General features: G+C 62.5%; 24 protein-coding genes and 2 pseudogenes. 13 read left to right on the top strand and 13 right to left on the bottom strand.

All coding sequences use genetic code 11. The annotated features are described in order from the left end of the window. Positions 1-8: 8 nt before the first annotated feature. The 9 genes from FFS49_RS37110 to FFS49_RS37150 all read right to left on the bottom strand — a co-directional run bounded on the left by FFS49_RS37110 (position 9) and on the right by FFS49_RS37150 (position 8,483). A complete protein-coding gene (locus FFS49_RS37110; RefSeq protein ID WP_137910005.1) occupies positions 9-1,049 on the bottom strand; it encodes a YncE family protein in 1,041 nt (346 codons plus the stop codon). A gap of 75 nt (positions 1,050-1,124) precedes the next feature. Beyond that, complete coding sequence (locus FFS49_RS37115; RefSeq protein ID WP_137910004.1) at positions 1,125-2,045, bottom strand: DUF1259 domain-containing protein; 921 nt, start codon at positions 2,043-2,045, stop codon at positions 1,125-1,127. 109 nt (positions 2,046-2,154) lie between these two features. Continuing rightward, on the bottom strand, positions 2,155-3,363 hold the full coding sequence (locus tag FFS49_RS37120; RefSeq protein WP_137910003.1) for an MFS transporter: 1,209 nt from the start codon (positions 3,361-3,363) through the stop codon (positions 2,155-2,157). A gap of 46 nt (positions 3,364-3,409) precedes the next feature. Then, a complete protein-coding gene (locus FFS49_RS37125) occupies positions 3,410-3,838 on the bottom strand; it encodes a chromate resistance protein ChrB domain-containing protein (protein WP_137910002.1) in 429 nt (142 codons plus the stop codon). Positions 3,839-3,872: 34 nt separating this feature from the next. Continuing rightward, positions 3,873-4,163: a hypothetical protein gene (locus tag FFS49_RS37130; RefSeq protein WP_249362258.1), complete on the bottom strand. Its 291-nt coding sequence runs from the start codon at positions 4,161-4,163 to the stop codon at positions 3,873-3,875. A gap of 60 nt (positions 4,164-4,223) precedes the next feature. Further along, complete coding sequence (gene chrA / locus FFS49_RS37135) at positions 4,224-5,648, bottom strand: chromate efflux transporter (RefSeq protein ID WP_137910000.1); 1,425 nt, start codon at positions 5,646-5,648, stop codon at positions 4,224-4,226. A gap of 69 nt (positions 5,649-5,717) precedes the next feature. Beyond that, on the bottom strand, positions 5,718-6,308 hold the full coding sequence (locus tag FFS49_RS37140; RefSeq protein ID WP_137909999.1) for a Fe-Mn family superoxide dismutase: 591 nt from the start codon (positions 6,306-6,308) through the stop codon (positions 5,718-5,720). 22 nt (positions 6,309-6,330) lie between these two features. Next, the gene (locus tag FFS49_RS37145; RefSeq protein ID WP_137909998.1) at positions 6,331-7,509 is read right to left on the bottom strand and encodes a chromate transporter; all 1,179 of its coding nucleotides are present in this window, start codon (positions 7,507-7,509) and stop codon (positions 6,331-6,333) included. Then, entirely contained in the window at positions 7,506-8,483 is a 978-nt protein-coding gene (locus FFS49_RS37150; RefSeq protein WP_171026893.1) for a chromate resistance protein ChrB domain-containing protein, read from the bottom strand. Before FFS49_RS37150 ends, FFS49_RS37145 begins: the two co-directional genes overlap by 4 nt. Before the next feature lie 165 nt (positions 8,484-8,648). On the opposite strand from FFS49_RS37150, the gene FFS49_RS37155 reads away from it, so the two are divergent. From FFS49_RS37155 to FFS49_RS37185, 7 genes and pseudogenes are all read left to right on the top strand, one after another. Then, entirely contained in the window at positions 8,649-9,710 is a 1,062-nt protein-coding gene (locus FFS49_RS37155) for a DMT family transporter (protein ID WP_137951048.1), read from the top strand. A gap of 210 nt (positions 9,711-9,920) precedes the next feature. Next, positions 9,921-10,196, top strand: a complete 276-nt coding sequence (locus FFS49_RS37160) for a metal/formaldehyde-sensitive transcriptional repressor (RefSeq protein ID WP_137909995.1) — start codon at positions 9,921-9,923, stop codon at positions 10,194-10,196. A gap of 13 nt (positions 10,197-10,209) precedes the next feature. Next, a complete protein-coding gene (gene dmeF / locus FFS49_RS37165; protein WP_137909994.1) occupies positions 10,210-11,472 on the top strand; it encodes a CDF family Co(II)/Ni(II) efflux transporter DmeF in 1,263 nt (420 codons plus the stop codon). A gap of 2 nt (positions 11,473-11,474) precedes the next feature. Further along, positions 11,475-11,660: a DUF1289 domain-containing protein gene (locus tag FFS49_RS37170; protein ID WP_171026894.1), complete on the top strand. Its 186-nt coding sequence runs from the start codon at positions 11,475-11,477 to the stop codon at positions 11,658-11,660. Positions 11,661-11,809: 149 nt separating this feature from the next. Then, positions 11,810-12,079: a metal-sensing transcriptional repressor gene (locus FFS49_RS37175; protein ID WP_137909993.1), complete on the top strand. Its 270-nt coding sequence runs from the start codon at positions 11,810-11,812 to the stop codon at positions 12,077-12,079. 9 nt (positions 12,080-12,088) lie between these two features. Further along, positions 12,089-13,231 (top strand): nickel/cobalt efflux protein RcnA, encoded by a 1,143-nt coding sequence (locus FFS49_RS37180; RefSeq protein WP_137909992.1) that lies wholly within the window; start codon positions 12,089-12,091, stop codon positions 13,229-13,231. Between the two features lie 604 nt (positions 13,232-13,835). Then, positions 13,836-14,498: pseudogene (locus FFS49_RS37185) on the top strand (metallophosphoesterase); the annotation flags it as partial. Positions 14,499-14,534: 36 nt separating this feature from the next. Here the strand turns inward: FFS49_RS37185 and FFS49_RS37190 are convergent. Then, positions 14,535-15,785 carry an IS256 family transposase gene (locus tag FFS49_RS37190; protein ID WP_137909991.1) on the bottom strand — a complete coding sequence of 417 codons (1,251 nt, stop codon included), beginning with the start codon at positions 15,783-15,785 and terminating at the stop codon, positions 14,535-14,537. Positions 15,786-15,835: 50 nt separating this feature from the next. Here FFS49_RS37190 and FFS49_RS37195 point away from each other — a divergent pair. Next, positions 15,836-16,129, top strand: a pseudogene (locus FFS49_RS37195) (metallophosphoesterase); the annotation flags it as partial. A 345-nt stretch (positions 16,130-16,474) separates the two neighbouring features. Here the strand turns inward: FFS49_RS37195 and pstS are convergent. The 3 genes from pstS to FFS49_RS37210 all read right to left on the bottom strand — a co-directional run bounded on the left by pstS (position 16,475) and on the right by FFS49_RS37210 (position 18,237). After that, positions 16,475-17,500, bottom strand: a complete 1,026-nt coding sequence (gene pstS / locus FFS49_RS37200) for a phosphate ABC transporter substrate-binding protein PstS (protein WP_137909990.1) — start codon at positions 17,498-17,500, stop codon at positions 16,475-16,477. A 160-nt stretch (positions 17,501-17,660) separates the two neighbouring features. Continuing rightward, a complete protein-coding gene (locus tag FFS49_RS37205; RefSeq protein WP_137909989.1) occupies positions 17,661-17,927 on the bottom strand; it encodes a hypothetical protein in 267 nt (88 codons plus the stop codon). A gap of 94 nt (positions 17,928-18,021) precedes the next feature. Further along, complete coding sequence (locus FFS49_RS37210) at positions 18,022-18,237, bottom strand: hypothetical protein (RefSeq protein ID WP_137909988.1); 216 nt, start codon at positions 18,235-18,237, stop codon at positions 18,022-18,024. Between the two features lie 608 nt (positions 18,238-18,845). Here FFS49_RS37210 and FFS49_RS37220 point away from each other — a divergent pair. The 5 genes from FFS49_RS37220 to FFS49_RS37240 form a co-directional block, all read left to right on the top strand. Further along, positions 18,846-18,992 (top strand): hypothetical protein, encoded by a 147-nt coding sequence (locus tag FFS49_RS37220; protein ID WP_349291137.1) that lies wholly within the window; start codon positions 18,846-18,848, stop codon positions 18,990-18,992. Positions 18,993-19,116: 124 nt separating this feature from the next. Further along, entirely contained in the window at positions 19,117-19,992 is an 876-nt protein-coding gene (locus FFS49_RS37225; RefSeq protein WP_137910026.1) for an extracellular solute-binding protein, read from the top strand. Continuing rightward, positions 19,989-21,839, top strand: a complete 1,851-nt coding sequence (locus tag FFS49_RS37230; protein ID WP_137909986.1) for an ATP-binding cassette domain-containing protein — start codon at positions 19,989-19,991, stop codon at positions 21,837-21,839. The genes FFS49_RS37225 and FFS49_RS37230 overlap by 4 nt, the downstream gene beginning before the upstream one ends. 364 nt (positions 21,840-22,203) lie before the next feature. After that, positions 22,204-22,515, top strand: coding sequence for a DUF2282 domain-containing protein (locus FFS49_RS37235; RefSeq protein WP_137909985.1), 312 nt, complete (start codon positions 22,204-22,206; stop codon positions 22,513-22,515). A 33-nt stretch (positions 22,516-22,548) separates the two neighbouring features. Further along, positions 22,549-23,120: DUF692 domain-containing protein (locus tag FFS49_RS37240; protein WP_137951049.1), on the top strand; the 572-nt coding region annotated here is incomplete at its 3' end.

Here is a 23,120-nt window from a genome sequence, read left to right on the forward strand (position 1 = left end):
CACCACAATTATCCGGGCTCCATCACACGCAACATCGGCCGCCCACCAACACCCTTCAGTGGAAAGTACGACCGGTGTGTGGCCGAATCGATGGCGACGACATGGGCGTTCGGTCCGAGGCGCCCCTCGCCGATCTTGTCTCCCACACCCGCCTTGAATCGAAACAGTGAAACGACGCCGTCCTCGCCTGCCACGTAGAGCGTCGATAGCGTCGGGTCGAATGCCAGCACATCCGGGTCACCGCCGACCGCGAACGCCTGGGTGACCTGCTTTGAACGCATATTGAAGATGATCAGCTTATCGTTACCTTCGCACGCGATGAAGGCGAGACGCTCGCGCGGATCGATCAACAACCCGTGATTGCCTTTGGCGCCTGGCAGATCGAAGCGACCAACGATCCGGTCGGTCGTCGGATCGATCTCGACGAGCTGACGGCGCGTCTGGACGTTCACGAAGACGTGATGGGAGATCGGATCGTACTGCGTATTTCCGGCCTCGCCGTCGAGCGGAATCGTCGCGACGCGACGATTGGTTCGTACATCGATGACGGTTTCCGTTTCCCCGTATTCATCGGACACGTAGAGCTTGCTCACGTCCGGCGCGTAGGCCATGCCGTCGGGGTAGCGGCCGCCCGGCATGCGCGCGACGATCTTCAGCGTCGTGGCGTCGATTGCCACGATCTCGTTGGTGCCCGTTGCCGATGCATACACACGCGAAAGCTCGGGAATCGCGAGAACACCATGCGCCGAGGATACGTCGCCGATCCGGGCAATCACTCGCAACGCTTGCGTATCGAATACCACGACCTCCCCATCACCGAGATGCGCGATATAGAGCAGGTTGCGCTTCGTGTCGAGGTTGGCGTAATCGAATCGCGTCGGCCGCCCGGGTAACGGAATGTCTGCAACGTGCTTCAACGGCAGGCTGTCGAGCGAGAGATCATCGGCCGCCGCATGCGCGCGGTAGACGGCGAATTCCATCACGGAGAGCATCGCTAAGAGACCGACCATCAGAAGGTAGTTCAGTCGTGAATTTCGGTGGTGTTTCATAACTCGATCCTGCAAAAACCATCACCGCCGCGTTCGGCTCAAACCGGGCGCGGCGGCACCGCTAAATTCAGAAGATCATTGCGCGACCGCTGTCTGTGCATCGAGCGCAACCTTCACGCCCTTAGCCAGATCGACCGCCTTGCCCTTGCCCCAGTAGTGCAGGAACAGCGTGCGCGGCGACTCGCCCGTCATGTGCTCGTGAATCGCAACGATGTTGATCCCCGATGCACGCATGCTCTTCAGTACGGTCTGAAGCTCGTTTTCGTGCATTGCAAAGTCGCCGTCCACCACCGCCTCGTCGTCCGAACCGGCGAATGCCGCCCACGTGTTGGCGCCCATTTCGCTGCCGACCTTGACGCCATGCATGTTCGACGGCTTGCCGATCACGACCTTGAACATCCCGTTGTTCGTCTGGCCTTTCGAACCGAAGATCGCCTCGAGCGGCGCGGCCGTAATCGAGCTCTGATCGGCGATGCGGCCAGGGAATACACTCTCCGGAGCCGGATGCGCCGCCCGGATCTCCGCGATCTTGTCGTAGACCTGCTTCACGCCCTCGGCGAGCTTGCCTGGATCACCCGAGCCGCCGATATGCATGAAATACACGCGAGGCCGGTCGAAGAAGAAGTGATTGTGTAGCGCCGTCACTTCGAGTCCCGCATTCAGCGCTGCGCTCATCGCGGGATTGACCTCGTCCTCGAACAGCACGGTGTCTCCCATCATCATCGTCTGGCCATGATGACCGGGCGTGAACGCGGCCCACGATGTCAGCCCCATGAATGGCGGCACGGCCCAGTCGTCAACTTGCACCTTCACGTCGTTGCGCGGTTTCGAGACCTTGAAGACGTTTTCCTTCGCCGAATAGGTGCCCTTCAAGCCGGTGATTTGCTCGATCTGCGCGGCATTGACGCCGGCGGGTTGCTGCGCGCCGGCGTGATTCGCGGCGAGACAGGCAATCGACAACACGGCGACCTGCGTGATTTTTCCAAGGCGTGACATCGGACATGCTCCAGTGACTGGGGATAGATGAAAAGCGCGCATGCTCTTCGGGCGGCGATGCGTCGCTGCGTATTGGTCTCGTTCGGCGAACCCGTTGAATTTCTCGCGGTTACGATCTGGGCTCTTCCTCAGGTTTGATGTGACGGAAGGCAGCCAGCAATGCGAGGTCGTACGCGATCTTCAGCGCGCCGCACGCGATCAACGGGGCGCCGAGCCAGCCCAGGCCGAACAGCCCGCCAGCCAGCGACGGCGCAACGGCGGCCGCGAGACTGCGCGGCACCGACGTGAAGCTCGCCGCGGCGGGCCGTTCCGCCGGTGTGACGACCGCCATCACATAGGCGGTGCGCGTCGGCACATCCATTTGCGACAGCGCACTGCGCATCAGCAGCAGCGCCAGCGTCGCCGGCAGCGACGGCACGAGCGCCGCACCGATCAGGCACAGGCTCGACGGGATGTGCGTGAACACCATCGTGTTCAGCAAGCCGATCCTGCGCGACAGCGGCGGCGCCACGAGCTGGGAGCCGGCGGAGAGTAGTCCGGACCAGAAGAAGAACTGGCCCGCCGCGCCGATCGACAGACCGAAGCGCTGCATCAGCCAGAGCGACAACAACGAATTGACGACCAGGCCGCCGGCGAACGCGTCGACGCTGAACAGCAGCGCCAGGCGTGTGACGATCCAACGGGAAGGGCCGAGCGGTGCAGCGGCAGTCGTCTGGCGCGACTCGGCAACCGGCAGGCGGCGGTACAAAGCGGCGACCGCAAGTCCCGACACCGCATACACGAGGAACATCGCGCGCATCGCCTCGAGCAGCGATATACCTGCGTGCGACGCGAGCCAGAGCGGCAGCCCCGCCGCGAGCGAACCCAGCGCGGCCGATACCGCGCCGATCAGGCTGTAGCGTGCGAACAATGCAGTCCGCGCATCGCCGTTCGCCGCTTCGGCGAGTCTCGCCTGTTCGAGCGGCAGGAACAGGCTGACATCGCCCGAGCTCGGATTGAGCGTCCCGACGAAGGCCACAACGAGCAGCGGCCAGAGCGTCGACAATCCGGCAAAGCCGATGCCGGTGGCTGCCATCAGCACGGCGGCAAGCGACAGCATCCGACGCGGCGAAAAGCGGCTGGCGACCACACCAGCGGCGATCGTCGCCACGGCCGAGCCTGCCAGCGTCGCGGTGCTGATCAGCCCGACGTCGATTTGCGCGAAGCCGAGCAAGAGCAGGTAGGCAGGCAGCAGGACCGCGATGAAGCCGTCGCAGAAACCGCGCATACCTCGGCTGACGAGAAGAATCCATGCCGTATGCTCTACGCCGGCCGGCATCAGCCAACGCGAAAGGCGAAGCGCGTACGAAACGGCTGGACGCCCACTAGGCACGTGTGTCACGTCGGCACCACGTATAAAGCGCGTCGTACATCACCATCCCGTGCCGCAGCTGTTCGTGATCGTCGGCGAAGTTTCCCGACAGGCCGATCGAAATCGCATACAGACCAGTCGCTTCCCGCGCGAGGTCAAGCCGGTTCGTATCCGCACCGCGTACGATCTCGGCGAGCTTGAGCAGCGCGGGATCGCGGAGCTGGTACTTGTCGATGAATGCATCGAAGCTGCAGCGTTCGCCGTGGTGGCCGAATTCGACGCCGGGCACGTCGTAGGGGATTGCCCCCGTTTCCGCGGCGACGCGCATCACGTCCGCCCCGGGCGCGTAGAGAAACTCCGGCGTTTCGTCGATGAACCGGGCGATGAGCCACGGACAGGCAATGCGATCGATTTTCGGACGTTCCCGCGTAATCCACTTCATGGCGCCTCTCCTGTCTGGCTGTCGAACCGAATGGTCAGTCGTCGTCCTCTTCGTCGTCACCGGCCGGGCGACTACTGATGAGTTTGCCGTCCTCGGCCACGATCAGCCGTTGCTCCTGTCCGTCCTGCACGATCGTCGCGACGTAGCGCGATTTGCCGTCCTTCGCGCGTCGTTGAATCACGCCGACGCTGCCGCCTTGCCGTTGACGCTCGATCGTCGTTCTCACCGGCGCCGGCACGTGCTCGAGCGTGACGATCTCGCCGGCTCCCTGATCGGACGTGCCTCTGTCGCAACCGGATAGCGCAACAGACAGGGCAAATACCATCGCGACTGGCGCGATCCTGCAAAACCTTCGCATCACTCGTTCCTCGTCCAGTCGCGCGCGTTACCCGATCACGTGAATGACGATCCCGGCCAGACAGCATCCAGCGAGCGTCGTCATCATTCCGAGCTTGAAGCGGAACAGCGAGATCATCGCGGCGAGCGACAACACCAGCGACCACACGTCGAGACTGGACAACACCGGGATCTGCAGCGTCATGCCCAGCACGTGTTTGACGTCGACCTGCGCAAACAGCGTATGAATCGCGAACCACACCGCGAGGTTCAGGATTACGCCGACAACTGCGGCCATGATCGTCGACAGCACGGCGTTGAGCGCGCGGTTGTTGCGCAGCGCTTCGATATACGGTGCGCCGATGAAAATGAACAGGAACGACGGCGTGAAGGTCACCCATTTGGCGAGAATGCCGCCGAGCGTACCGGCCAGTGCCGGGTCGAGCGTGCCGGGCTGACGGAACGCGGCCATGAAGCCGACGAACTGCACGACGCTGATGAGCGGGCCCGGCGTCGTTTCGGCCATGCCGAGGCCGGCCAGCATTTCGCCGGGCGCGAGCCAGTGATAGTGATCGACGGCCTGCTGCGCGACGTAGGTGAGAATTGCGTAGGCGCCGCCGAAGGTCAGCACCGCCATCTTGCTGAAGAAGGTGGCGATGTGCGTGAACACGCTGTCCGGGCCGATCGTTGCCAGAAAGACGAACAACGGTCCGAGCCAGAGCAGCACACCGATCGCCGTCACCTTGAGCGCGCGGGCATGCGACGGGCGCACGTGCTCGGGAATCTCCACGGCGAACGCGGCGTCGATGGCGGGCAGCGGCCCTTCGTCGTACTCCGTTTTCTTCTGCCCGGCCGCACCGCGCGACGACAGCGTGCCGGTCGCGCGGCCGACCAGGCCGATCGCGGCTGCCGCTATGATGATGAAGGGGAACGGCACCGCGAAGAAGAAGATTGCGATAAACGAGAGCGCGGCAACGGCAACCATCGTGCGGGTCTTCAGTGCACGGCGCCCGACGCGTACCACGGCCTCGAGCACGACCGCGAGCACGGCAGCCTTCAGGCCGAAGAACAACGCCTGAACATACCCAACGCTTCCATACGTCGCGAAGACCCAGCTCAGGATGCCGAGCGCAACGAGACCGGGCAGGATGAAGAGGAGGCCGGCCACGAGGCCGCCGCGCGTTCGATGCAGCAGCCAGCCGATGTAGACGGCCAGCTTGTGCGCCTCCGGCCCGGGCACGAGCGTGCAGTAGTTCAGCGCGTGCAGGAAACGCGTTTCGCTGATCCAGCGCTTTTCCTCGACCAGAATCCGGTGCATCACGGCGATCTGCCCGGCGGGGCCGCCGAAGCTGAGCGCGGCCACCCGCACCCAGACCCAGAATGCGTCGCGAAACGAGACGCCGTGGCGCTCGTGCGCGGGGATATCCGATGTCGTGGCGACCGAACGCCGTGCGTCGGTAGTGCTGGCTTCCATCAAGTCGATTCTTCCGGTTGTGTCATGGGCTGCGCGCATCGCTTCGATCGCGGCGCACGCACGGATGGATCAGCGTGTCGCATCGGCGAATCGCGCCGCGACGTTGGTCCAGTTGATGTTCTGCATGAACGCGTCGACGTAGGCGCCAGCTTTCGCACCGAAATCGATGTGATACGCGTGCTCGTACATGTCGAGTGCCAGCAACGGTGCGCCGTCGGCCAGCGTGTGAGCGTGGTCCGATGCCCACTGGTTGGTCAGCCGTCCGAGTCGTGGCGACCAGCTCAACAACACCCATCCTGAGCCGCCTCCGAGCGCCTTGCCCATCGCGATGAATTCGGTACGCCACCGATCGATGCTGCCGAAATCTCGCTCAATCGCGCCGCTCAGTGCGCCGCCGAGCGGATCACCGGTTCCGAGGGAGTCGAAGTAGATCTCGTGCAGGATCATCGAATTTGCGGCGATGAGTTCCTCGCGCTTCAGGCCGTTCAGCACGAACACGGAAGTGCTCGCCGGATCGATCCCGGCCAACTGCTCGGTGATCGCGTTCAACCGTTTGACGGCCCCGCCGTAGTTGTTCTCGTAGTGGCTGACGATCAGTCGTTCGGACAGGCCCTGCAACTGGGCCGGATCGCATGCCAGCGTTTTCATCTGGTACGTCATGTTCGTCTCCCGGTAACGCAGGTCAGTGATGGAGGAACGGATAGGCGGCCAGCCCGATCAGCGCCGCCGCGGTCACGATCACCGGTTCCTGCAGCTTCTTGAAGCGCCACAGCAACAGCACGGTCGCGACGGCGAGCAGCGCGGTCGGCAGGTCGACGATCGACCGCTTCGCGATGACAAGCACGGAGCCCGTGATCGCGCCGACGGCGGCGGCCGTGATGCCGTCGACAAACGCCTTCACGCCGGGCCGGTGGCCGTACTTCTTCACGTACGGCGCGGGAATGACGGTGAACAGATAACAAGGCAGGAACGTGCCGAGCGCGGCGACGCACGCGCCGGGAAGGCCCGCGACGAGATACCCGATGAAGCCGACGGTGATCACGACCGGGCCGGGCGTGATCATCGCGACCGCGACGGCGTCGACGAACTGCTTGTCGTTGAGCCAGTGGTGCTCGGTGACGACGCCGCCATACAGGAACGGCACGATCGCAAGGCCCGAGCCGAACACGAACGCACCGGCCTTCGTGAAGAACACGCCGATCTGCACGAGCTGCGGCACGTCGATACCGCTCAGCAGACCGCTGGCCGCCGGCAGGTTGGCGGCCGCGACCGCGTTTAATCCCCCCTTGTGCAGCCATTTCGGCGGGGCACGCCACAGCCATCCGATCAGACCGGCGACGATGAACAGCCACGCGATTTCCGATTCCGTGATGAAGGTCACGGCGGCCAGCGTCAGGAAAATGGCCCAGAGCAGCTTGTCGTGGCCAACGGTCTTCGTCGTGAGTTTGTACGCGCTCATCGCGATAATGCCGACCACCGCGGCGCCAACGCCGTAGAACACGGCCTGCATCCACGACAGTCCGCCGAAGTGCGAATAGGCAAAACCAAGCGCGAGCACCATCAGGAACGACGGCAGCACGAACGCGAAGCCGACGAGCGTCGCGCCGAGAATCCGGTAGTGGACGAAACCGAGATAGATTGCGAGTTGTGCGGCCATCGGCCCCGGCGCGAGCTGGGCCAGCGTGAGCCCTTCCTTGTAGTCCGCCTCGGTGATCCAGCCACGCCGCTCGACGAGGTCGCGGCGCATGTAGCCTGCCAGCGCGACCGGCCCGCCGAACCCGAACGTACCGAGACGCAGCATGTAGCCGACCAATTGGCCCAGCGAATAGGTCGGTTCGGTCGTGGCGATGGCGGTGGTCATGACTTGGCCCCAGACACGGTCTTGTCGTTCGACGCGAAATGCGCATACAGCGAGTCGAGTACCGCACCCATCTGCTCGAGCAGTTGATTGTCGTTGTCCGTGCGCTGCCGCGTGCCGGCCATCACGGCCTCGAAGCCGACCGCTTCCGGCGCCGCGGTGCCGCCGACGTCGAGCGCATGCACGATCTCGCCGAGCCGCATCAGCGCCGGGTCCCGGTCGAGCCCGAAACTCGCGAGCAGCACCTCGAACGTCACGCGTTCGCCGACGTGCGTGAACGTCGCACCGTCGAAATCGAAGCCCAGCGCATCGTCCGGACAATCGGCGGGCGACGCGAGCCAGATGAAACGGGCGCGCGCATCGATGAAACGGCGGATCAACCATGCGCTCGCAACGCGGTCGACCCACATGCGCTGCCGTGTCGCCCACGTGCGGCCTTGATAGGCGTCGATCGCCAGCCGCCGGATCTCGCGTTCCGCGGCATGCGGCTCGCCGGGCGACAGCACGGTATCGACCAGTGCGACGAAGTCCTGCATCGCGACTTCGGCGTGGGTGGCCGAGTCGCCCGGAAAATAGTCGATCGCGCGGAGCGTGTCGAAGTCCTTGCGCAGGCGCCGCAGCAGGCGGGTCAGCTCCGTGGCGGATTGCCCGGCCAGCGTTTTTCGCGCGTCGGCGAGGGAGCGGGTGAAAGCCGCATAGTCGTCGTCGCGACTGAACAGCGCACGGAATTCCTCCTCCTGCGACGCGTCGAGGCTCGGCGCGCGCAGCAGGTGGGCCGTGCCGCCGCTTTCGGCGATCCCGTCCGCCAATTCGCGCAGCGTGCTTTCGTGCTCGGCGGTGTAAGGCAGCAGGTAGATGCCGTCGCGCAGCACCGCGCAGCCCTTCGCCTTGAGCGCGCGCCAGTACCGCATGCGGGCCGTCGCGTTTTCTGTGGGAAGGGTCAGAACGAGAAGTGACCAGGTCGTGAATGCTTCCATGTAGCGAATACTACTCACATGTTATTCACTCTACAAGTTAACTTTCGAGGGCTTGGTTCGGGCGCCAGCGTCGAATGCCAGCAGCGAGCGCGGAAAATCGTAACGATGGCCGGATAGACTGGCGGAACTGAGCATCAGCCGCACAACGGAAACCCACTCCATTCGATGAATTCCAGAATCAACGCGATCCTCGTGGCGCTGACCGCGGCCGCCCTGTTCGGCGGCGCTACCCCTTTGGCGAAGGCTTTGCTTGGCTCGATGTCGCCGTTCCTCGTGGCCGGCTTGTTCTATCTCGGAAGCGGTATCGGTCTCGGCATCGGCATCCTCGTTCGCCGCCTGCGGAAATCGGCGGCGCCGGCCGAAACCGGCCATACGTTGAAACGAGAGGAAATTCCGTGGCTGGCCGGTGCGATTGCGGCGGGCGGTGTGGCGGGGCCGGCGCTGCTGATGCTCGGGCTGTCGAGCACACCGGCCGCCGCCAGCGCGCTGCTGCTCAATCTGGAAGGCGTGCTGACCGCGGTGATTGCATGGGTCGTGTTTCGCGAGAACGTCGATCTTGAGGTGTTTCTCCGCATGGTCGCGATCGTCGCGGGCGGGGTCCTGCTGTCGTGGAAATCGGGTGCCGCAGGCATTCCGGTCGGCTCGATGCTCATCGTCGGCGCGTGCCTGTGCTGGGCGATCGACAACAATTTCACGCGCAAGGTGTCCGCGAACGACGCGATGACCATCGCTTGCCTGAAGGGCCCGATCGCCGGGCCGGTCAATATCGCGATCGCCGCGATGACAGGCGCGACGCCGCCGGCGCTGTCGACCGTGGCAGCCGCGATGCTGACGGGGCTCGGCGGTTACGGCATCAGCCTCGTGCTGTTCGTCATCTCGTTGCGCCATCTGGGCACCGCGCGAACAGGCGCCTACTTCTCGGTTGCGCCGCTGTTCGGCGTCGTACTGTCGCTGCTGATCTGGCCGGAAATGCCGTCAGTCACGTTCTGGCTCGCTGCGGTGCTCATGGCGCTGGGCATCTGGCTCCATGTGCGCGAACGGCATGAGCACGCGCATACGCACGAGCCGCTGGAGCACACCCATCAGCATCGGCACGACGAACATCACCAGCATGCGCACGACTTTCCGTATGAAGGGGACGAGCCGCATACGCATCCGCACGCGCATCTGCCCATCACGCACCCGCACGCGCACTTTCCGGACATTCACCACCGGCATCGTCACTAGACGCCTTCGCCATCGCGAAGATCGCGTTGTACTTGCCAGCCGCCGACATGTACAGGTCGGCTGGCTTTGTGCGGACTTCGCCGCACGATTGTTCGTGGCCTGGCGGGGGCCACAGTGAGTTCAATCTTACATTTTCATAAAATATACCCCTCTACCCTATATGGGAAACGATCCTGAGATATACTCCCCCACCTTATATCCGAGGTCGTCATGAGCCATACCGTCAGGGAAAAGCAGAAGCTGTTGAATCGGGTGCGCCGCATCAAGGGGCAGGTCGAGGCCATCGAGCGGGCGCTCGAGGAGGAGCGTGGCTGCAATGACGTCCTCCAGCAGATCACGAGTTGCCGAGGCGCGATGAACGGCCTGCTGGCGGTCGTGCTCGAGGACCACATTCGAACCCATCTTGTCGATGCCGGCGTGCCCGACGCGCACGAGGGGAGCGCCACGGAACAGCTGATCGATGTCGTTCACAGCTACTTCAAGTAATCAGGGTAACGAAATGAGCGATTTCAGGGATGCCGCCTTCGGCGCCGGACACGACCACATCTTTCTCGGCACCGCGCACGAGCAGAACGAACGCAGGACCTGGATGGTCATCGGGCTGTGCGCGGCGATGATGGTGGCCGAGATCGTCGGCGGGACGCTCTTCGGCTCGCTGGCGCTCGTCGCGGACGGGCTGCACATGTCGACGCACGCCGGCGCGATGCTGATTGCCGCGCTCGCGTACACCTATGCGCGCAAGCACGCGAGCGACCCGCGCTTCGTGTTCGGCACGGGAAAGCTCGGGGATCTCGCAGGCTTCACGAGCGCGATCGTACTCGCGATGATCGCGCTGCTGATCGGGTACGAGGCGGTCTCCCGCTTTCTGTCGCCGGTGCCGATCCATTTCGGCGAGGCCATTCCGATCGCCGTGGCGGGCCTGCTCGTCAACATCGCGAGCGTCTGGCTGCTGAGTGGCGATCACCACGGCCATAGCCACGGTCAACATCACGGCCATGCCCACGGCGACCACGAAGACGAACCGCAAAAGGTCTTCGATCGGGACGGCGTGTTCCTCGTATCCGTATTCGAGGACGGAGTGCCGCCGGTGTTCCGGATTACGCCCGCGACGAGCGGCGCGCAACTCGCGGACGCGGCCAGTACGTCGATCACGACGATTCGTCCAGACGGCACGCAACAGACGTTCTCGATGAAGGCGCGCGGCGGTTACCTCGAATCGATCGAGGAGATTCCCGAACCTCACCAGTTCAAGGCAATCGTCCGGCTGAACGGGGGCGCGCACGAACTGGCGTTCGAGGAGCACGACCACGGCACGGATGCGTCCGTCGCGCGCGATCACAATATCCGCTCCGCCTACATCCACGTGATTGCCGATGCGGCGGTTTCGGTCCTGACGATCGTCGGCCTGTTGCTCGCGCGTGCTTTCGGCTGGATCTGGATGGACCCGTTGGCCGGTATTGTCGGCGCGCTCGTCATCGCAAACTGGTCATACGGCCTGATGCGCGATACCGGTGGCATCCTGCTCGACATGAGTTCGGATCGACGGCTCGCGGACAACGTGCGCAGCGCGATCGAAAGCGGCGGCGACACGATCAACGACCTGCATGTGTGGCGTCTCGGGCCGGGGCATATGAGCGCGGTTGTGTCCGTCACGACCGGCGATGCAGTGCGAGATTCGCGCTTTTATCACGGTCTGCTGCAGCGCTTCAAGGATCTTTCGCACGTAACGGTCGAAGTCGTGCCGGCCGCAAAGGGGTACTGAGCATGGCGGTCAAATCACCTTGCGTCGACGTGTGCTCGTTCGACGGCAGAACAGGCTACTGCGTGGCCTGTCTCCGCACGCTGGACGAAGCACGGACGTGGAAAAAAATGACGGATCACCGGCGCCATCAGATCGTGAATGACAAGGCACGGCGCCAGGCGAAGCTGACACGCGAAACGACCGGCTGATCGTCCTCACGCAGGTTGCGGCATCGGATGAAGATTCGTGGCCGCAGTTCTTCTTCTATCCTATCCAGGAGGATAGGATAGATCGCTCAAACCGATCCATCGCCGGTTGTCGTCGTCTTTGACATGAATTTCGCAGAATCGGAGGAACCGTGACGATCCATGAATCGCATCTGGACATCATCAAGCGGTTGAAACGCGCGGAGGGGCACCTCAAGAGCGTCATCGCGATGCTCGAGGAGGCACGCCCGTGCGTCGACGTCGCGCAACAGCTTCAGGCGGTCGAGAGCGCGGTGGGCAACGCGAAGCAGGCGCTCATCCGCGACCACATCGATCACTGCATCGACCATGCAGTCCGCGAAGGCGGGCTGACGGCAGATGCTGCGCTGGCCGAATTGAAAACCATTACCAAATATCTGTAAGGCTCGACCATGACGGAATTTTCCACCCTTCTGCAGCAAGGCGCGTCCAACGCCTGGCTGTTCATTCCCAGCGCGATCCTGCTGGGCGCCTTGCACGGCCTCGAGCCGGGCCATTCGAAAACGATGATGGCCGCCTTCATCGTCGCGATCCGCGGCACGATCGGGCAGGCCGTGCTGCTCGGGTTGTCCGCGACGGTTTCACATACGGCCGTCGTATGGGCGATCGCGCTGGCCGGGATGTACTTCGGACGCAACTGGAATGCGGAGACCAGCGAACCGTATTTCCAGGTGGCGTCCGCGGTGCTGATCGTCGGTGTTGCGGCGTGGATGATCTGGCGGACCTGGCGCGAGCAGCGGGTCGCGCACGCGCATGATCATCACGACCACGATCATGGCCACGACCACCACGATCACGGCGACGAGGCCAAGCTGATCGATACCGGGCATGGTGTCGTGCGCCTCGAAGTGTTCGAGGACGGCGTGCCGCCGCGCTTTCGTCTGTATCGCCAAGGCCGGCACGCTCACGTGTGGAGCGCCGACGAAGTCCGGATCGAAACCGAACGCCCGGACGGCAACCGGCAGACCTTCACGTTCAGGCTGGGAGACGGTTTCGTGGAATCGGTGCAGGAGATTCCCGAGCCGCACGAGTTTGTCGCTCGGCTGAGTCTCGGTCATGGCAACCACAGCCACGACTACGACGTCGAATTCGTCGAACACGATCACCATCATCACGCAGGCGCCGGTCGGAACGGACTCGACGTATCGGATGACGGCTATCAGGATGCGCACGAACGCGCTCACGCCAACGACATTCGTCGGCGGTTTGCCAACCGCGAGGTCACTACGGGGCAAATCGTGATGTTCGGGCTGACTGGCGGGCTGATCCCGTGTCCGGCATCCATCACGGTGTTGCTGCTCTGCCTGCAACTCAAGCAGATCGCGCTGGGTGCCACACTGGTGCTGTGCTTCAGTATCGGGTTGGCACTGACGATGGTCGTCTCGGGCACGCTGGCCGCGATCAGCGTGAAGCACGTGTCGAAGCGCTGGAGCGGGTTCGGTGATTTCGCTCGGAAGGCGCCGTATTTCTCGGGCGCGCTGATCATGCTCGTAGGCCTGTTCGTCGGTTATCAGGGTGTTGTTGCGCTGAGCTGATCGCGGCGTGGCCTGCCGGACTCGATTGCGCATCGAACGCGACGGGCATATCGGGGGACGAACGGTTCCAGACGAGCCTGGAACCGTCACCGACCTCCGCCAGGATATGTTCGGGCCGATGCACATCGCGTTTCAGCTTGCGGCGCAATTGTCCGACTCAGATCCGCAGAGAATGCGGGTTTCTCGCATGTGCCGTGCCCCAAACTTCCCGCAACTGCTCTGTCTTTCATCAGAGATGCGCTCGAATGTGCGATTAGATCGACTGTACCTGGACGTGGTCAGGTAATCGTCCGCGCTGGCATCGAGCGCCGTCACCTTGCCCGCCTCGCGGTCCGCGCACGGAAAAGGGGCCGGCGTCAATCCCGCTCGACGACTCGGACGACATGTATTTCGCGCCAGGATGCGCATCGTCGCTCAGGCGCAGCGGGTGAATATCCGCGACACGCACACGACGGAATTGCAGTCAGCGATCAAAACGCGAGACTGCGCGATTTGCGATTGGGGAATAAAACGGACGCCTCCGCGGTATTGCACTTGGAACTACCTCTGGAGGCCCACCGGGCGAACCGGCGGTTTACCTCCTTAACCCAGACGAGGAGGCACCATGTCGTCAGATCTTCCTTCCCGGCCGTCGCGCCGCAGCGCCTTGAAATGTCTCGCCTTCGGTGGCGCGGGCACCCTGTTTGTCCTGTCCGGAGGCGTCCTGACGCCCGTGGAATTAGCGCTCGCCGCCAGTAGCGAGGACAAGGCGGCCTCGGGCGTGCCGCTGTTCCTGCAGATCAGCGACTCGCATATCGGTTTCAACAAGGAAGCCAATCCGGATGTGGCCGGTACGCTCAAACAGACGATAGATTTCGTCAACACCATGCCGGTCAAGCCAGCCCTGGCGATTCATACGGGCGATATCACGCACCTTTCCAAACCGGAAGAGTTCGACCTCGCGGCCCAATTGTTGTCGGGGCTTAATATCACCGAGTTGCACACGGTGCCCGGCGAACATGACGTGACAGACGGGCCTCAGGGCGAATACTTCAAACGCTTCGGCAAAGCATCGGACAACCGGGGCTATTACAGCTTCGATCACGATGGCGTGCATTTCATCGGGCTCGTCAACGTGCTGCATTTCACGCCGAACGCGCTGGGCAGCTTGGGCGAGGACCAGCTTTCCTGGCTTGAAAACGATTTGAAAGGGCGCTCGTCCAGCACGCCGATCGTCGTCTTTGTCCACATGCCGATGTGGACGATTTACGCCCCCTGGGGTTGGGGGGTGTCAGAATTTCCGTGTTCAAGGCGAGTGGAACAATTACACGGAAGGTCGAACGAACCGATCTGCATAAAGGATAGCGAATTGGTTCATGGCCGTCTTCCAGTCATGCGCGGCACTTCCCCAATTTGCGGTGATGTTGCGCAAGGCCAGCCAGATGAGCTTGGTGGCGGCCTCGTCGCTCGGGAAGTGACCACGGGTCTTGATGATCTTGCGCAACTGCGAGTTGATATTTTCAATCGCGTTCGTCGTGTAGATGATCTTGCGCACACCCGGCGGAAACGCAAAAAACGGGATCACGCGATCCCAGGCGTTGCGCCACGCGCTACTGACGGTCGGGAATTTCTGGCCCCACGGACCATCCGCAAACGCATCGAGTTCGGCCTGGGCCGCTTCCGCACTGGGGGCGGCGTAGATCGGTTTGATCGCGGCGGCCAGTCCTCTGCGGTCCTTCCAACTGGCGTAATCGAGGCTGTTGCGGATCAAATGGACGATGCAGGCTTGCAGCGTCGTGGCCGGAAACGCTGCTGCCAGCGCTTCGGGCATGCCCTTCAGTCCGTCAGTGACGGCGATCAGGATGTCGTGAACGCCGCGCGTCTTCAAGTCATTGAACACCTTCATCCAGAACTTGGCGCCCTCGGTATTCTCGATCCACAGGCCCAGGATCTCCCGCGTGCCGTCGGGCAGCACACCCAGCGCCAGGTACACCGCCTTGTTGCGCACGACGGCGTCTTCGCGAATCTTGACCCGCAGTGCGTCGAAAAACACGACCGGATACATTGGCTCGAGCGGCCGGGCCTGCCAGGCGGTTACTTCGGCCATGACCTCGTCGGTGACCGAGCTGATGAAGTCGGGCGAGACCTCAGTGCCGTACTGTTCCAGCAGGAAGCCTTGGATCTCGCGTACGGTCATGCCTCGGGCATACATGGCGACGATCTTGTCGTCGAAGCCCGTGAAGCGCCGTTCGTGCTTGGGAATCAGGATGGGTTCGAAGCTGCCGTCGCGGTCACGCGGCACCTCGATACGGATCGGACCGTCTTCGGTCAGAACCGTCTTGGCCCCTTTGCCGTTGCGCTGATTCGTGGCGTTGGCCGGCTTGGCAGCACCGGGAGGGTAGCCGAGATGATGGTTCATCTCGCCGCCCAGTGCCCGTTCGATCAGCGCCTTCTTGAGCGCCAGCGTCGCGGCATTGATGGCTTCAGCCGTCATCGGACCGTTGCCGAACTGCTCAAGCAGCTCGGCCGGAATCGCCGGCAGAGCCGCCGGCTGGGCTTTCGGTTTGCGAGGCATAAATTCTCCTTGGGAGCATGTTATGCCTTAAACACAAAATTCCTGACAGGCCCTGGGGTTGGGGCACCGGCGATGCCGGCCAGGCGATGAACCATCTGAAACGGTTCGGCTCGGTTACCGTTCTGAACGGACATATCCATCAGATCGTTACCAAGGTGGAGGGGAATATCACTTTCCATACCGCGCGTTCGACCGCCTATCCGATTCCGACCGCCGGCAATGGCCCTGGCCCCATGCCGCAGACAGTGGCGAGCGATCAGCTTCCCAGGATGCTCGGCGTGACCAGCGTCAGGATCTCGCGCCACCCGCTCGCAGCGACGGTTTCCGACTCGACCCTCGCCTGACATCGAACATCGCTCACTCTGACCAGAGACGTTTATTGTTGCCTGAATGCTGGCTGCGGCAGCGGCCGGCACTCACGACCGCCGGCCCGACCATTTCGAATGCTTGTCGTCGATCGTGAACGGATGCTGATGCGTATCCAGCCCGGTCTGCTCGCCTTCGGCGAAATGCGCATTGTCCTCCGCCGCGCGTGTTTATGCGGGATGATGTCGGGATCGACGCGAGGCCATACCCACCAGGCAATCGCGACTCCAAGCACCGTCATCAACCCGAGGACGCCGAACAGCGGTCAGACACACCGCGTGCGCATGTAGATGCATCGTAGGATTGACCCCGAGGACGGTTACTCAGTCCGCAAGAGCTTTACCGGAGACGTCCTTGATTTTTTCCTTCCATTGCTTGCGGATCTCGGACACGACCGGATCAGGAAGCGAGATGTAGTCGAGCTCCGTGGCGGCCTGGTTGCCGTTGCGAAATGCCCAGTCGAAGAACTTCAACGTTTCCTTGCCCTGATCTGGTTTGTCCTGCTTCGCGTACAGCAGCACGAACGTCGCGCCGACGACCGGCCATGCTTCCTTGCGCGGCTGGTTCGTCAGGATCTGGTAGAACGACTTCGACCAGTTCGCGCCGGCAGCAGCGGCCTTGAACGTTTCCGTCTTCGGTTCGACCACCGTGCCGGTCGAGTTCTTCAAGGCCGTGTAGACCATGTTGTTCTTCTTCGCGTACGCCCACTCGACGTAGCCGATTGCGCCCGGCAGACGCTGCACGAAGGCTGCGACGCCGTCGTTGCCCTTGCCGCCCGTGCCCGTCGGCCAGTTGACCGTCGTACCTTCGCCGATCTTCGACTTCCACTCGTCGTTGACCTTCGACAGGTAGTTCGTCCAGATGAAACTCGTGCCCGAGCCGTCAGCACGGCGAACCACGGCGATGTCCGCGTCCGGCAACTTGACCTTCGGGTTCAGCGCGGCGATCGCCGGGTCGTTCCACTTCTTGATCTTGCCGAGGTAGATGTCGCCGAGCACCGGGCCCGACAGCGTCAGCTCACCGGCCTTCACGCCCGGCACGTTGATGACCGGCACCACGCCACCAACCACGGTCGGGAACTGGAACAGGCCTTCCTTTGCGAGCTCGTCATCCTTCAGCGGCGCGTCCGATCCGGCAAAATCGATCGTCTTGGCGTTGATCTGCTTCAAGCCACCCGACGAGCCGATACCTTGGTAGTTGACCTTGCCGCCACCCGCCTTCTTATAGGCATCGGCCCATTTCGTGTAAATCGGCGCGGCAAAAGTGCTGCCAGCGCCGGTGATATCGGCGGCTTGAGCCGTGATGCCAACAGCAGCCAGGACGCAGGGAGCCAAGATCCGGATGTTCATAAAACGCCTCCTGACTACGGTTAGCATGTTGGTTCACGCGTTATCTTCGGCATCCGTGCACTTCATGACTCGTGACGACGTAGTTGTATCGTCTGCCGCTGCTCGCCGAGCAGTAGCTAACAGACAAAGATCCGAGCGCTGCCCAAGTGCTCGTTCCGATCTAGAAGTCTGATTTGTCGAGCTGGATGTGCTGGCCATCGCTCGGCAATGTATGTCGATTCACCGCGACCGTGATCTTGTCGCGATTGCTTTCGAATGCGTTGAGCAAATGCTCAGACGCGGTCGCGCTTGCATCAAGCTTCTCTCGAACAACTTCCGCCGGAAGCCTGATTGCAACGTACCCCCAGCCGGGGCCATAGGCAGAGAACGACAGGCTCAGATCGTCGCCGACGATCGGGGAAGTCAGACAAATGAGAGAGTCCGTCATGGCACGCAGTAACTGATCTCGTATCGATGGGTGTTAGGAGTATTGCATCTAAGTGTGAAAACTCAAGCGGAACGTCCGCGCTCGATACGCCAATTCAGTTTCCATCACTTGCGACGATGGCGGCCAATGCTCGATCGCCATCGCGTTGGGCAGTGTCTACGGCGGAAAAGGTGTGCTCGCTAAATGCGATCAATTTGAACCCGATTCCCAATGAACGCGGAACCGTGATTCCCCAGTGCCAACCCCCATCCTGTTCGAACACATGGAGAACAGGATGCGTCTGGCTCAGTGCTGGTGAAGAGGTCGTCATGGCGCGATCTCCGGTCATGGAGCGACTAAATACCAACTACTCCGAGTGAGCGAATTCAGTTTATGAGCATTTATGTTGCAGCGCAATATCAGGGAAGTTGCGAATATGGCAATACGTGAATCGCCACAATTTTGAAATATTAATGTGAAGCTCGAGAATGAATGGCACATTAGTATGACGATTGCCATTCTTCGGAGGTTTCATGGGGGGCAGTGCGCTTGTGTGGGCGGGAGTACCGCATAACAGCGACGGCGTGGTCTTTCAAATGCGTGTGGGACGCGGGCTTCAGCGTTTTCATGTTCCACGTACGGTGCTTGAGAAGTCGTTCGATCTTGGGCAGTTAGCTTCCGACACGCAGCAGCTCGAGTGTTTTTATGAACACTTGGAGTCGATCTTGGACACCGCACGGAAGACGCGCGCGAACGCCAAGGCGGATACCGTACCCCTTGGCATTTCCGATTTCGCTCGAACGGTCAAAACAGGGATCAGACAGAATGCTCGGGCGGCGACGCGACGAGTGCCATAGAGAATGCAACGTGTCTTGCAGGCGGGAGTGGTCGACCCAGAAAACGTTGAGCGACGGAGTTTGCGTACCTCTCTGATCAGGGATGTTGGCTACGGTCAGCGTTATGCACGTGTCGAAGCGCTGGAGCGGGTTCGGTGATTTCGAGCGAAAGGCGCCGTATTTCTCGGGCGCGCTGATCATGCTCGTGGGCCTGTTCGTCGGTTATCAGGGTGTCGTTGCGCCGAGCTGAACGCGACGCGGCGGGTGGACGTCGATCGTGTCGACCGCACCAAGCCGATTGCCGCATACCGGACACGCCGGAGCAGTGTGCGCGGCCGTAATATATCGATCTCTATAACGCGATGGGGATGGATATGATGCGCAAGCTACTTGCCTGCGGTGCGATATTGGCGACCGTGCTGGTCGCGAGACCCGGTATCGCAGCCGAGGGCACGGTCGACGTGCTTTATGCCGGTTCACTGGTCAACCTGATGGAGCGCAGCGTCGGCCCCGCGTTCGAACAGGAGACCGGGCTGAAATTCCATGGGTATGCGGCCGGCTCGAACAAGATCGCCAACGAGATCAAGGGCAAGCTGCGGCGCGGCGACGTATTCATCAGCGCAAGCCCGAAGGTCAACGACGGCCTGATGGGCGCGGCGAACGGCGACCATGTCACGTGGTACGTGAACTTCGCGGAGTCGCCGCTGATGATCGGCTATAACCCGCGAAGCCGCTTTGCAGCGGAATTCAAGTCGAAGCGGTGGGATCAAGTGTTGCAGGAGCCGGGCATTCGCATTGGCCGGACGGACCCGAAGCTTGATCCCAAGGGCGCATTTACCGTGGACATGATGAAGAAGGCTGCGGAGTTCTACCATCAGCCGGATCTCGTCGAGAAGACGCTCGGTACGCCGGAGAACCCTGAGCAGGTGCTGCCGGAGGAGACGCTGGTAGGGCGGCTGCAGTCGGGCCAGCTCGATGCGGGTTTCTTTTACTCGACCGAAACGTCCGACCTGAAGATTCCCGCCGTGGCACCGGCGCCGGAACTGCAGGCGAAGGCGCGTTACACGCTGACCATCCTCGGCGATGCGCCCAATCCGGCCGGCGCAGCTCGATTCGTCAATTTCCTGTTGAGCGCGAAGGGGCGTGCGCTGCTCAAGGAGCACGGCGTCGACGTCGTCAAGCCGTCGGTCGCCGGCAACGCGCAGGCGCTGCCTCCGTCGCTGCAAGCCGTGATCGACTCGGCGCAGTGAAGCGGTCGACGGCGCGGCCGCTCCTCGCACTGGCGATCCTGCTCGCGGTCTATCTGTGTGCGCCTTTCGTCGCGAGCATTCCGCAGATTGGGCAAGCCGACTGGGCCGGCGTCGATTGGCGCACGACCTGGTCGGCTGTCGCCGTGTCGGCCGGCAGCGCCAGCGTCGCCGCGTTGCTGATCCTGATCGGAGGCGTACCGCTCGGGTACTGGCTGGCGAGATCGTCGTCACGCGCGATGACGCTGCTCGGCTTCGTCATGCAGTTGCCGCTTGCGCTGCCGCCTCTGACGAGCGGGGTGCTGTTGCTGTTTCTGGTCGGGCCGTACAGTTGGGTCGGTCGCGTGACAGGTGGTGCACTCACCGACTCGTTCGCCGGCATCGTGCTCGCCGAAACTTTCGTGGCGGCACCTTTTCTGATCGTCGCGGCACGCTCGGCATTCGCGTCGCTCGATCCGGTGCTCGAAGACGTCGCCGCCACGCTTGGGCATCACGCGGGCAGTCGTTTTTTTCGGGTCGCCTTGCCGGGCGCTTGGCCGGCGATTCGCGCCGGCCTTGCACTGGCGTGGCTGCGTGCGTTCGGCGAATTCGGTGCGACCGTGATGGTCGCCTACCACCCGTACTCGTTGCCCGTCTATACCTACGTCGTGTTTGGAGGGCAGGGACTACCGGCGATGATGCCGCTGTTGCTACCTACGTTGGCAATCGCCGTCGTGTGCGCCGTACTGTCGGTCTATACGCGTGGTGCGCGGCCCGATGCGGCGCTTTCGCAACTCGAAAACGGGGAAGATCCGCCCCTTGCGCCATTGCGCCCTGTGACGAGCGCCGCCACGCTGAATCCGCGGCTCACCGTCCGGTTGGTGAAGCGTCTTGGTACTTTCAGTCTCGACGTCCGGTGGGCACCATCCACACGTCGGCTCGCGATCATCGGGCCGTCAGGATCGGGCAAGTCGCTCGCGCTCCGATTGATTGCCGGACTCGAGCAGAACGAAGGCGGCACGGTCATGCTCGACCGATTGGATGTTGGCGCGCTGCCTCCCGAGCGGCGTCAGATCGGATATACCCCACAGGACTACGGGCTATTTCCTCACATGACGGTCGCTCGACAACTCGCGTTTCCAGTCGACGCCGATACGGACAGTGCCCGCTACTGGGTCGACCATCTCGGCCTCGCAGGGTTGCTGAATCGCTTGCCGCACCAGTTGTCGTTCGGCCAGCGCCAACGTGTCGCGGTCGCCCGGGCGCTGACCCGCCACAGCCATCTGATGCTGTTCGACGAACCGTTTTCGGCACTCGATGCGCCGCGCCGTCGTCGCTTGCAGCGATCGCTCAGGGAGCTTCAGCGCGAGATATCGGCGGTGACGATCGTCGTCACGCACGACCCGGACGAAGCCGCGTTGCTCGCGGACGAGGTACTCGTTATCGATCAGGGCGGGGCGCTTCAGACCGGTATGATCGAGCGGGTATTCGCACAACCGGCAAGTTTGCGCGTCGCGGAATTGCTCGGCCTGAGAAACGTCGGCACCGGCGTGATTCATGCCCCTGGGTTGATCCGGGTGAATGAGCATTTGCTCATCGAAACCGCCGATCGATCGATCGGTGTGGGGCAGCGCGTCATGTGGCGCGTATCTACCCGTGCAATTCGCTTGATCGGCGGACCAGGATCGTTCGAAGCGGTCGTCGACTCGATCGAACTACGCAATGGCGACCGCTTCGCACGTGTCGAGATCGCCGGCGTGCACTTCGACCTTTCAACAGAAAATACCAGCCTGGTCGAGCGCCATACTTGCCATTTTGCGATTGATCGTGACGGTGTCTCGGTTTGGACGGCCGGGTCCGACGAGACATGAACGCGCCGCGCGTCGTACATTCGCACGCGTTTTTCCCCGGTATCCATCATCGGCTCCGACATTAGCCTCCTGTGGCACACGGCGTTGTGCCGTTCGCGTTTACCGGTACCGGATTCAAGGCAGGTCACCGACGACGCGATCTTCGCGTCTCTGCATTGGCCGCCCCTCAAAACGCACGTAAGTCAACGCCAGCCCGAGCCTTATTCGTCTCCCGGAGCGGGATCGATGTCCTCGCGCATCGCGGGGATGCGGCAGGTCCGGCTCGAAAAAAAAATTCCGACTGCTGTAACCGTTTGCGCCGATCGCACGAATTACCTTGCGTACCCGCGACGGGTACCTTCCAGATCACTCATCGGAGAACACCATGTCGGCAAAACTCTCGCTCAATACCGCGCTGCTCGTCGGCGCCGTCGCCAGCCTCGTCGCCTCGGTCGCACATGCCGCGCCGCTCACGAAGGCCGAGGCTGACGCTGCCGTCGCCGCGCACAAGGAGAAATGTTTCGGCGTCGCGCTGAAGGGACAGAACGACTGCGCAGCGGGCCCCGGCACCACTTGCCAGGGCACCTCGACCGTCGACTTCCAAGGCAACTCTTGGAAGTTCGTTCAGGGCGGTACGTGCACGAGCATCCAGGTGCCGGGTGGCGGTCACGGCTCGCTGACGGCGATGAAGTCGTAAAGCACATCGACAAGAGGAAATCCGGAGGCGATCATGAGCGATTCTGTCAGTATTCCGAAATACATGAGCCGTGACCGCCCCCATTGCTTGTCGTCGCTTGTCGGCACGAGCTTCAAACCCTGTCACCTCGCGGACATTCTCGACGACGGTTTGCAGGACGGCTTCTTCGAGGTGCACGCGGAAAATTACATGGGCGAGGGCGGGCCACCGCATCGGGCGCTGGGCGCGCTGCGCAAAACCTATCCGGTTTCTGTGCACGGCGTGTGCCTGTCGATCGGCGGACCGTCGCCGCTCGATCCGCATCACCTCGCACGCTTTCGCGACGTCGTCGCGCGCTACGAACCCGTGCTCGTATCCGAGCATCTTGCGTGGTCGTCGCACGGCGGCGCCTTTTACAACGACCTGCTGCCGCTGCCTTACACGCAGTCGACCCTCGACCGGGTCTGCGCGCATGTCGACCAGGTCCAGGATGCGATCGCCCGCCCGCTGCTGCTCGAGAACCCATCGACCTACATCGGATTCGCGTCGTCGACGATGAGTGAAACCGAATTCATCGCAGAGATCGCCCGGCGTACCGGCTGCGGCCTGTTGCTGGACATCAACAA

Origin of the sequence: Burkholderia sp. 4NA327C6, assembly GCF_005502655.1 — a bacterium.
Classification (GTDB): Bacteria; Pseudomonadota; Gammaproteobacteria; order Burkholderiales; family Burkholderiaceae; genus Burkholderia; species Burkholderia contaminans.

Bases quoted from the DNA above. Each gene is read 5' to 3' on its own strand.
- FFS49_RS37125 (WP_137910002.1), bottom strand. From the start codon at position 3,838: ATGAAGTGGATTACGCGGGAACGTCCGAAAATCGATCGCATTGCCTGT.
- FFS49_RS37155 (WP_137951048.1), top strand. From the start codon at position 8,649: ATGAATTCCAGAATCAACGCGATCCTCGTGGCGCTGACCGCGGCCGCC.
- FFS49_RS37145 (WP_137909998.1), bottom strand. From the start codon at position 7,509: ATGACCACCGCCATCGCCACGACCGAACCGACCTATTCGCTGGGCCAA.
- FFS49_RS37190 (WP_137909991.1), bottom strand. From the start codon at position 15,785: ATGCCTCGCAAACCGAAAGCCCAGCCGGCGGCTCTGCCGGCGATTCCG.
- FFS49_RS37120 (WP_137910003.1), bottom strand. From the start codon at position 3,363: ATGCCGGCCGGCGTAGAGCATACGGCATGGATTCTTCTCGTCAGCCGA.
- FFS49_RS37150 (WP_171026893.1), bottom strand. From the start codon at position 8,483: ATGGAAGCATTCACGACCTGGTCACTTCTCGTTCTGACCCTTCCCACA.
- pstS (WP_137909990.1), bottom strand. From the start codon at position 17,500: ATGAACATCCGGATCTTGGCTCCCTGCGTCCTGGCTGCTGTTGGCATC.
- FFS49_RS37160 (WP_137909995.1), top strand. From the start codon at position 9,921: ATGAGCCATACCGTCAGGGAAAAGCAGAAGCTGTTGAATCGGGTGCGC.
- FFS49_RS37130 (WP_249362258.1), bottom strand. From the start codon at position 4,163: ATGGTATTTGCCCTGTCTGTTGCGCTATCCGGTTGCGACAGAGGCACG.
- FFS49_RS37110 (WP_137910005.1), bottom strand. From the start codon at position 1,049: ATGAAACACCACCGAAATTCACGACTGAACTACCTTCTGATGGTCGGT.
- FFS49_RS37140 (WP_137909999.1), bottom strand. From the start codon at position 6,308: ATGACGTACCAGATGAAAACGCTGGCATGCGATCCGGCCCAGTTGCAG.
- FFS49_RS37170 (WP_171026894.1), top strand. From the start codon at position 11,475: ATGGCGGTCAAATCACCTTGCGTCGACGTGTGCTCGTTCGACGGCAGA.
- FFS49_RS37210 (WP_137909988.1), bottom strand. From the start codon at position 18,237: ATGACGACCTCTTCACCAGCACTGAGCCAGACGCATCCTGTTCTCCAT.
- FFS49_RS37180 (WP_137909992.1), top strand. From the start codon at position 12,089: ATGACGGAATTTTCCACCCTTCTGCAGCAAGGCGCGTCCAACGCCTGG.
- FFS49_RS37205 (WP_137909989.1), bottom strand. From the start codon at position 17,927: ATGACGGACTCTCTCATTTGTCTGACTTCCCCGATCGTCGGCGACGAT.
- FFS49_RS37220 (WP_349291137.1), top strand. From the start codon at position 18,846: ATGTTGGCTACGGTCAGCGTTATGCACGTGTCGAAGCGCTGGAGCGGG.
- FFS49_RS37115 (WP_137910004.1), bottom strand. From the start codon at position 2,045: ATGTCACGCCTTGGAAAAATCACGCAGGTCGCCGTGTTGTCGATTGCC.
- FFS49_RS37235 (WP_137909985.1), top strand. From the start codon at position 22,204: ATGTCGGCAAAACTCTCGCTCAATACCGCGCTGCTCGTCGGCGCCGTC.
- chrA (WP_137910000.1), bottom strand. From the start codon at position 5,648: ATGGAAGCCAGCACTACCGACGCACGGCGTTCGGTCGCCACGACATCG.
- FFS49_RS37225 (WP_137910026.1), top strand. From the start codon at position 19,117: ATGATGCGCAAGCTACTTGCCTGCGGTGCGATATTGGCGACCGTGCTG.
- dmeF (WP_137909994.1), top strand. From the start codon at position 10,210: ATGAGCGATTTCAGGGATGCCGCCTTCGGCGCCGGACACGACCACATC.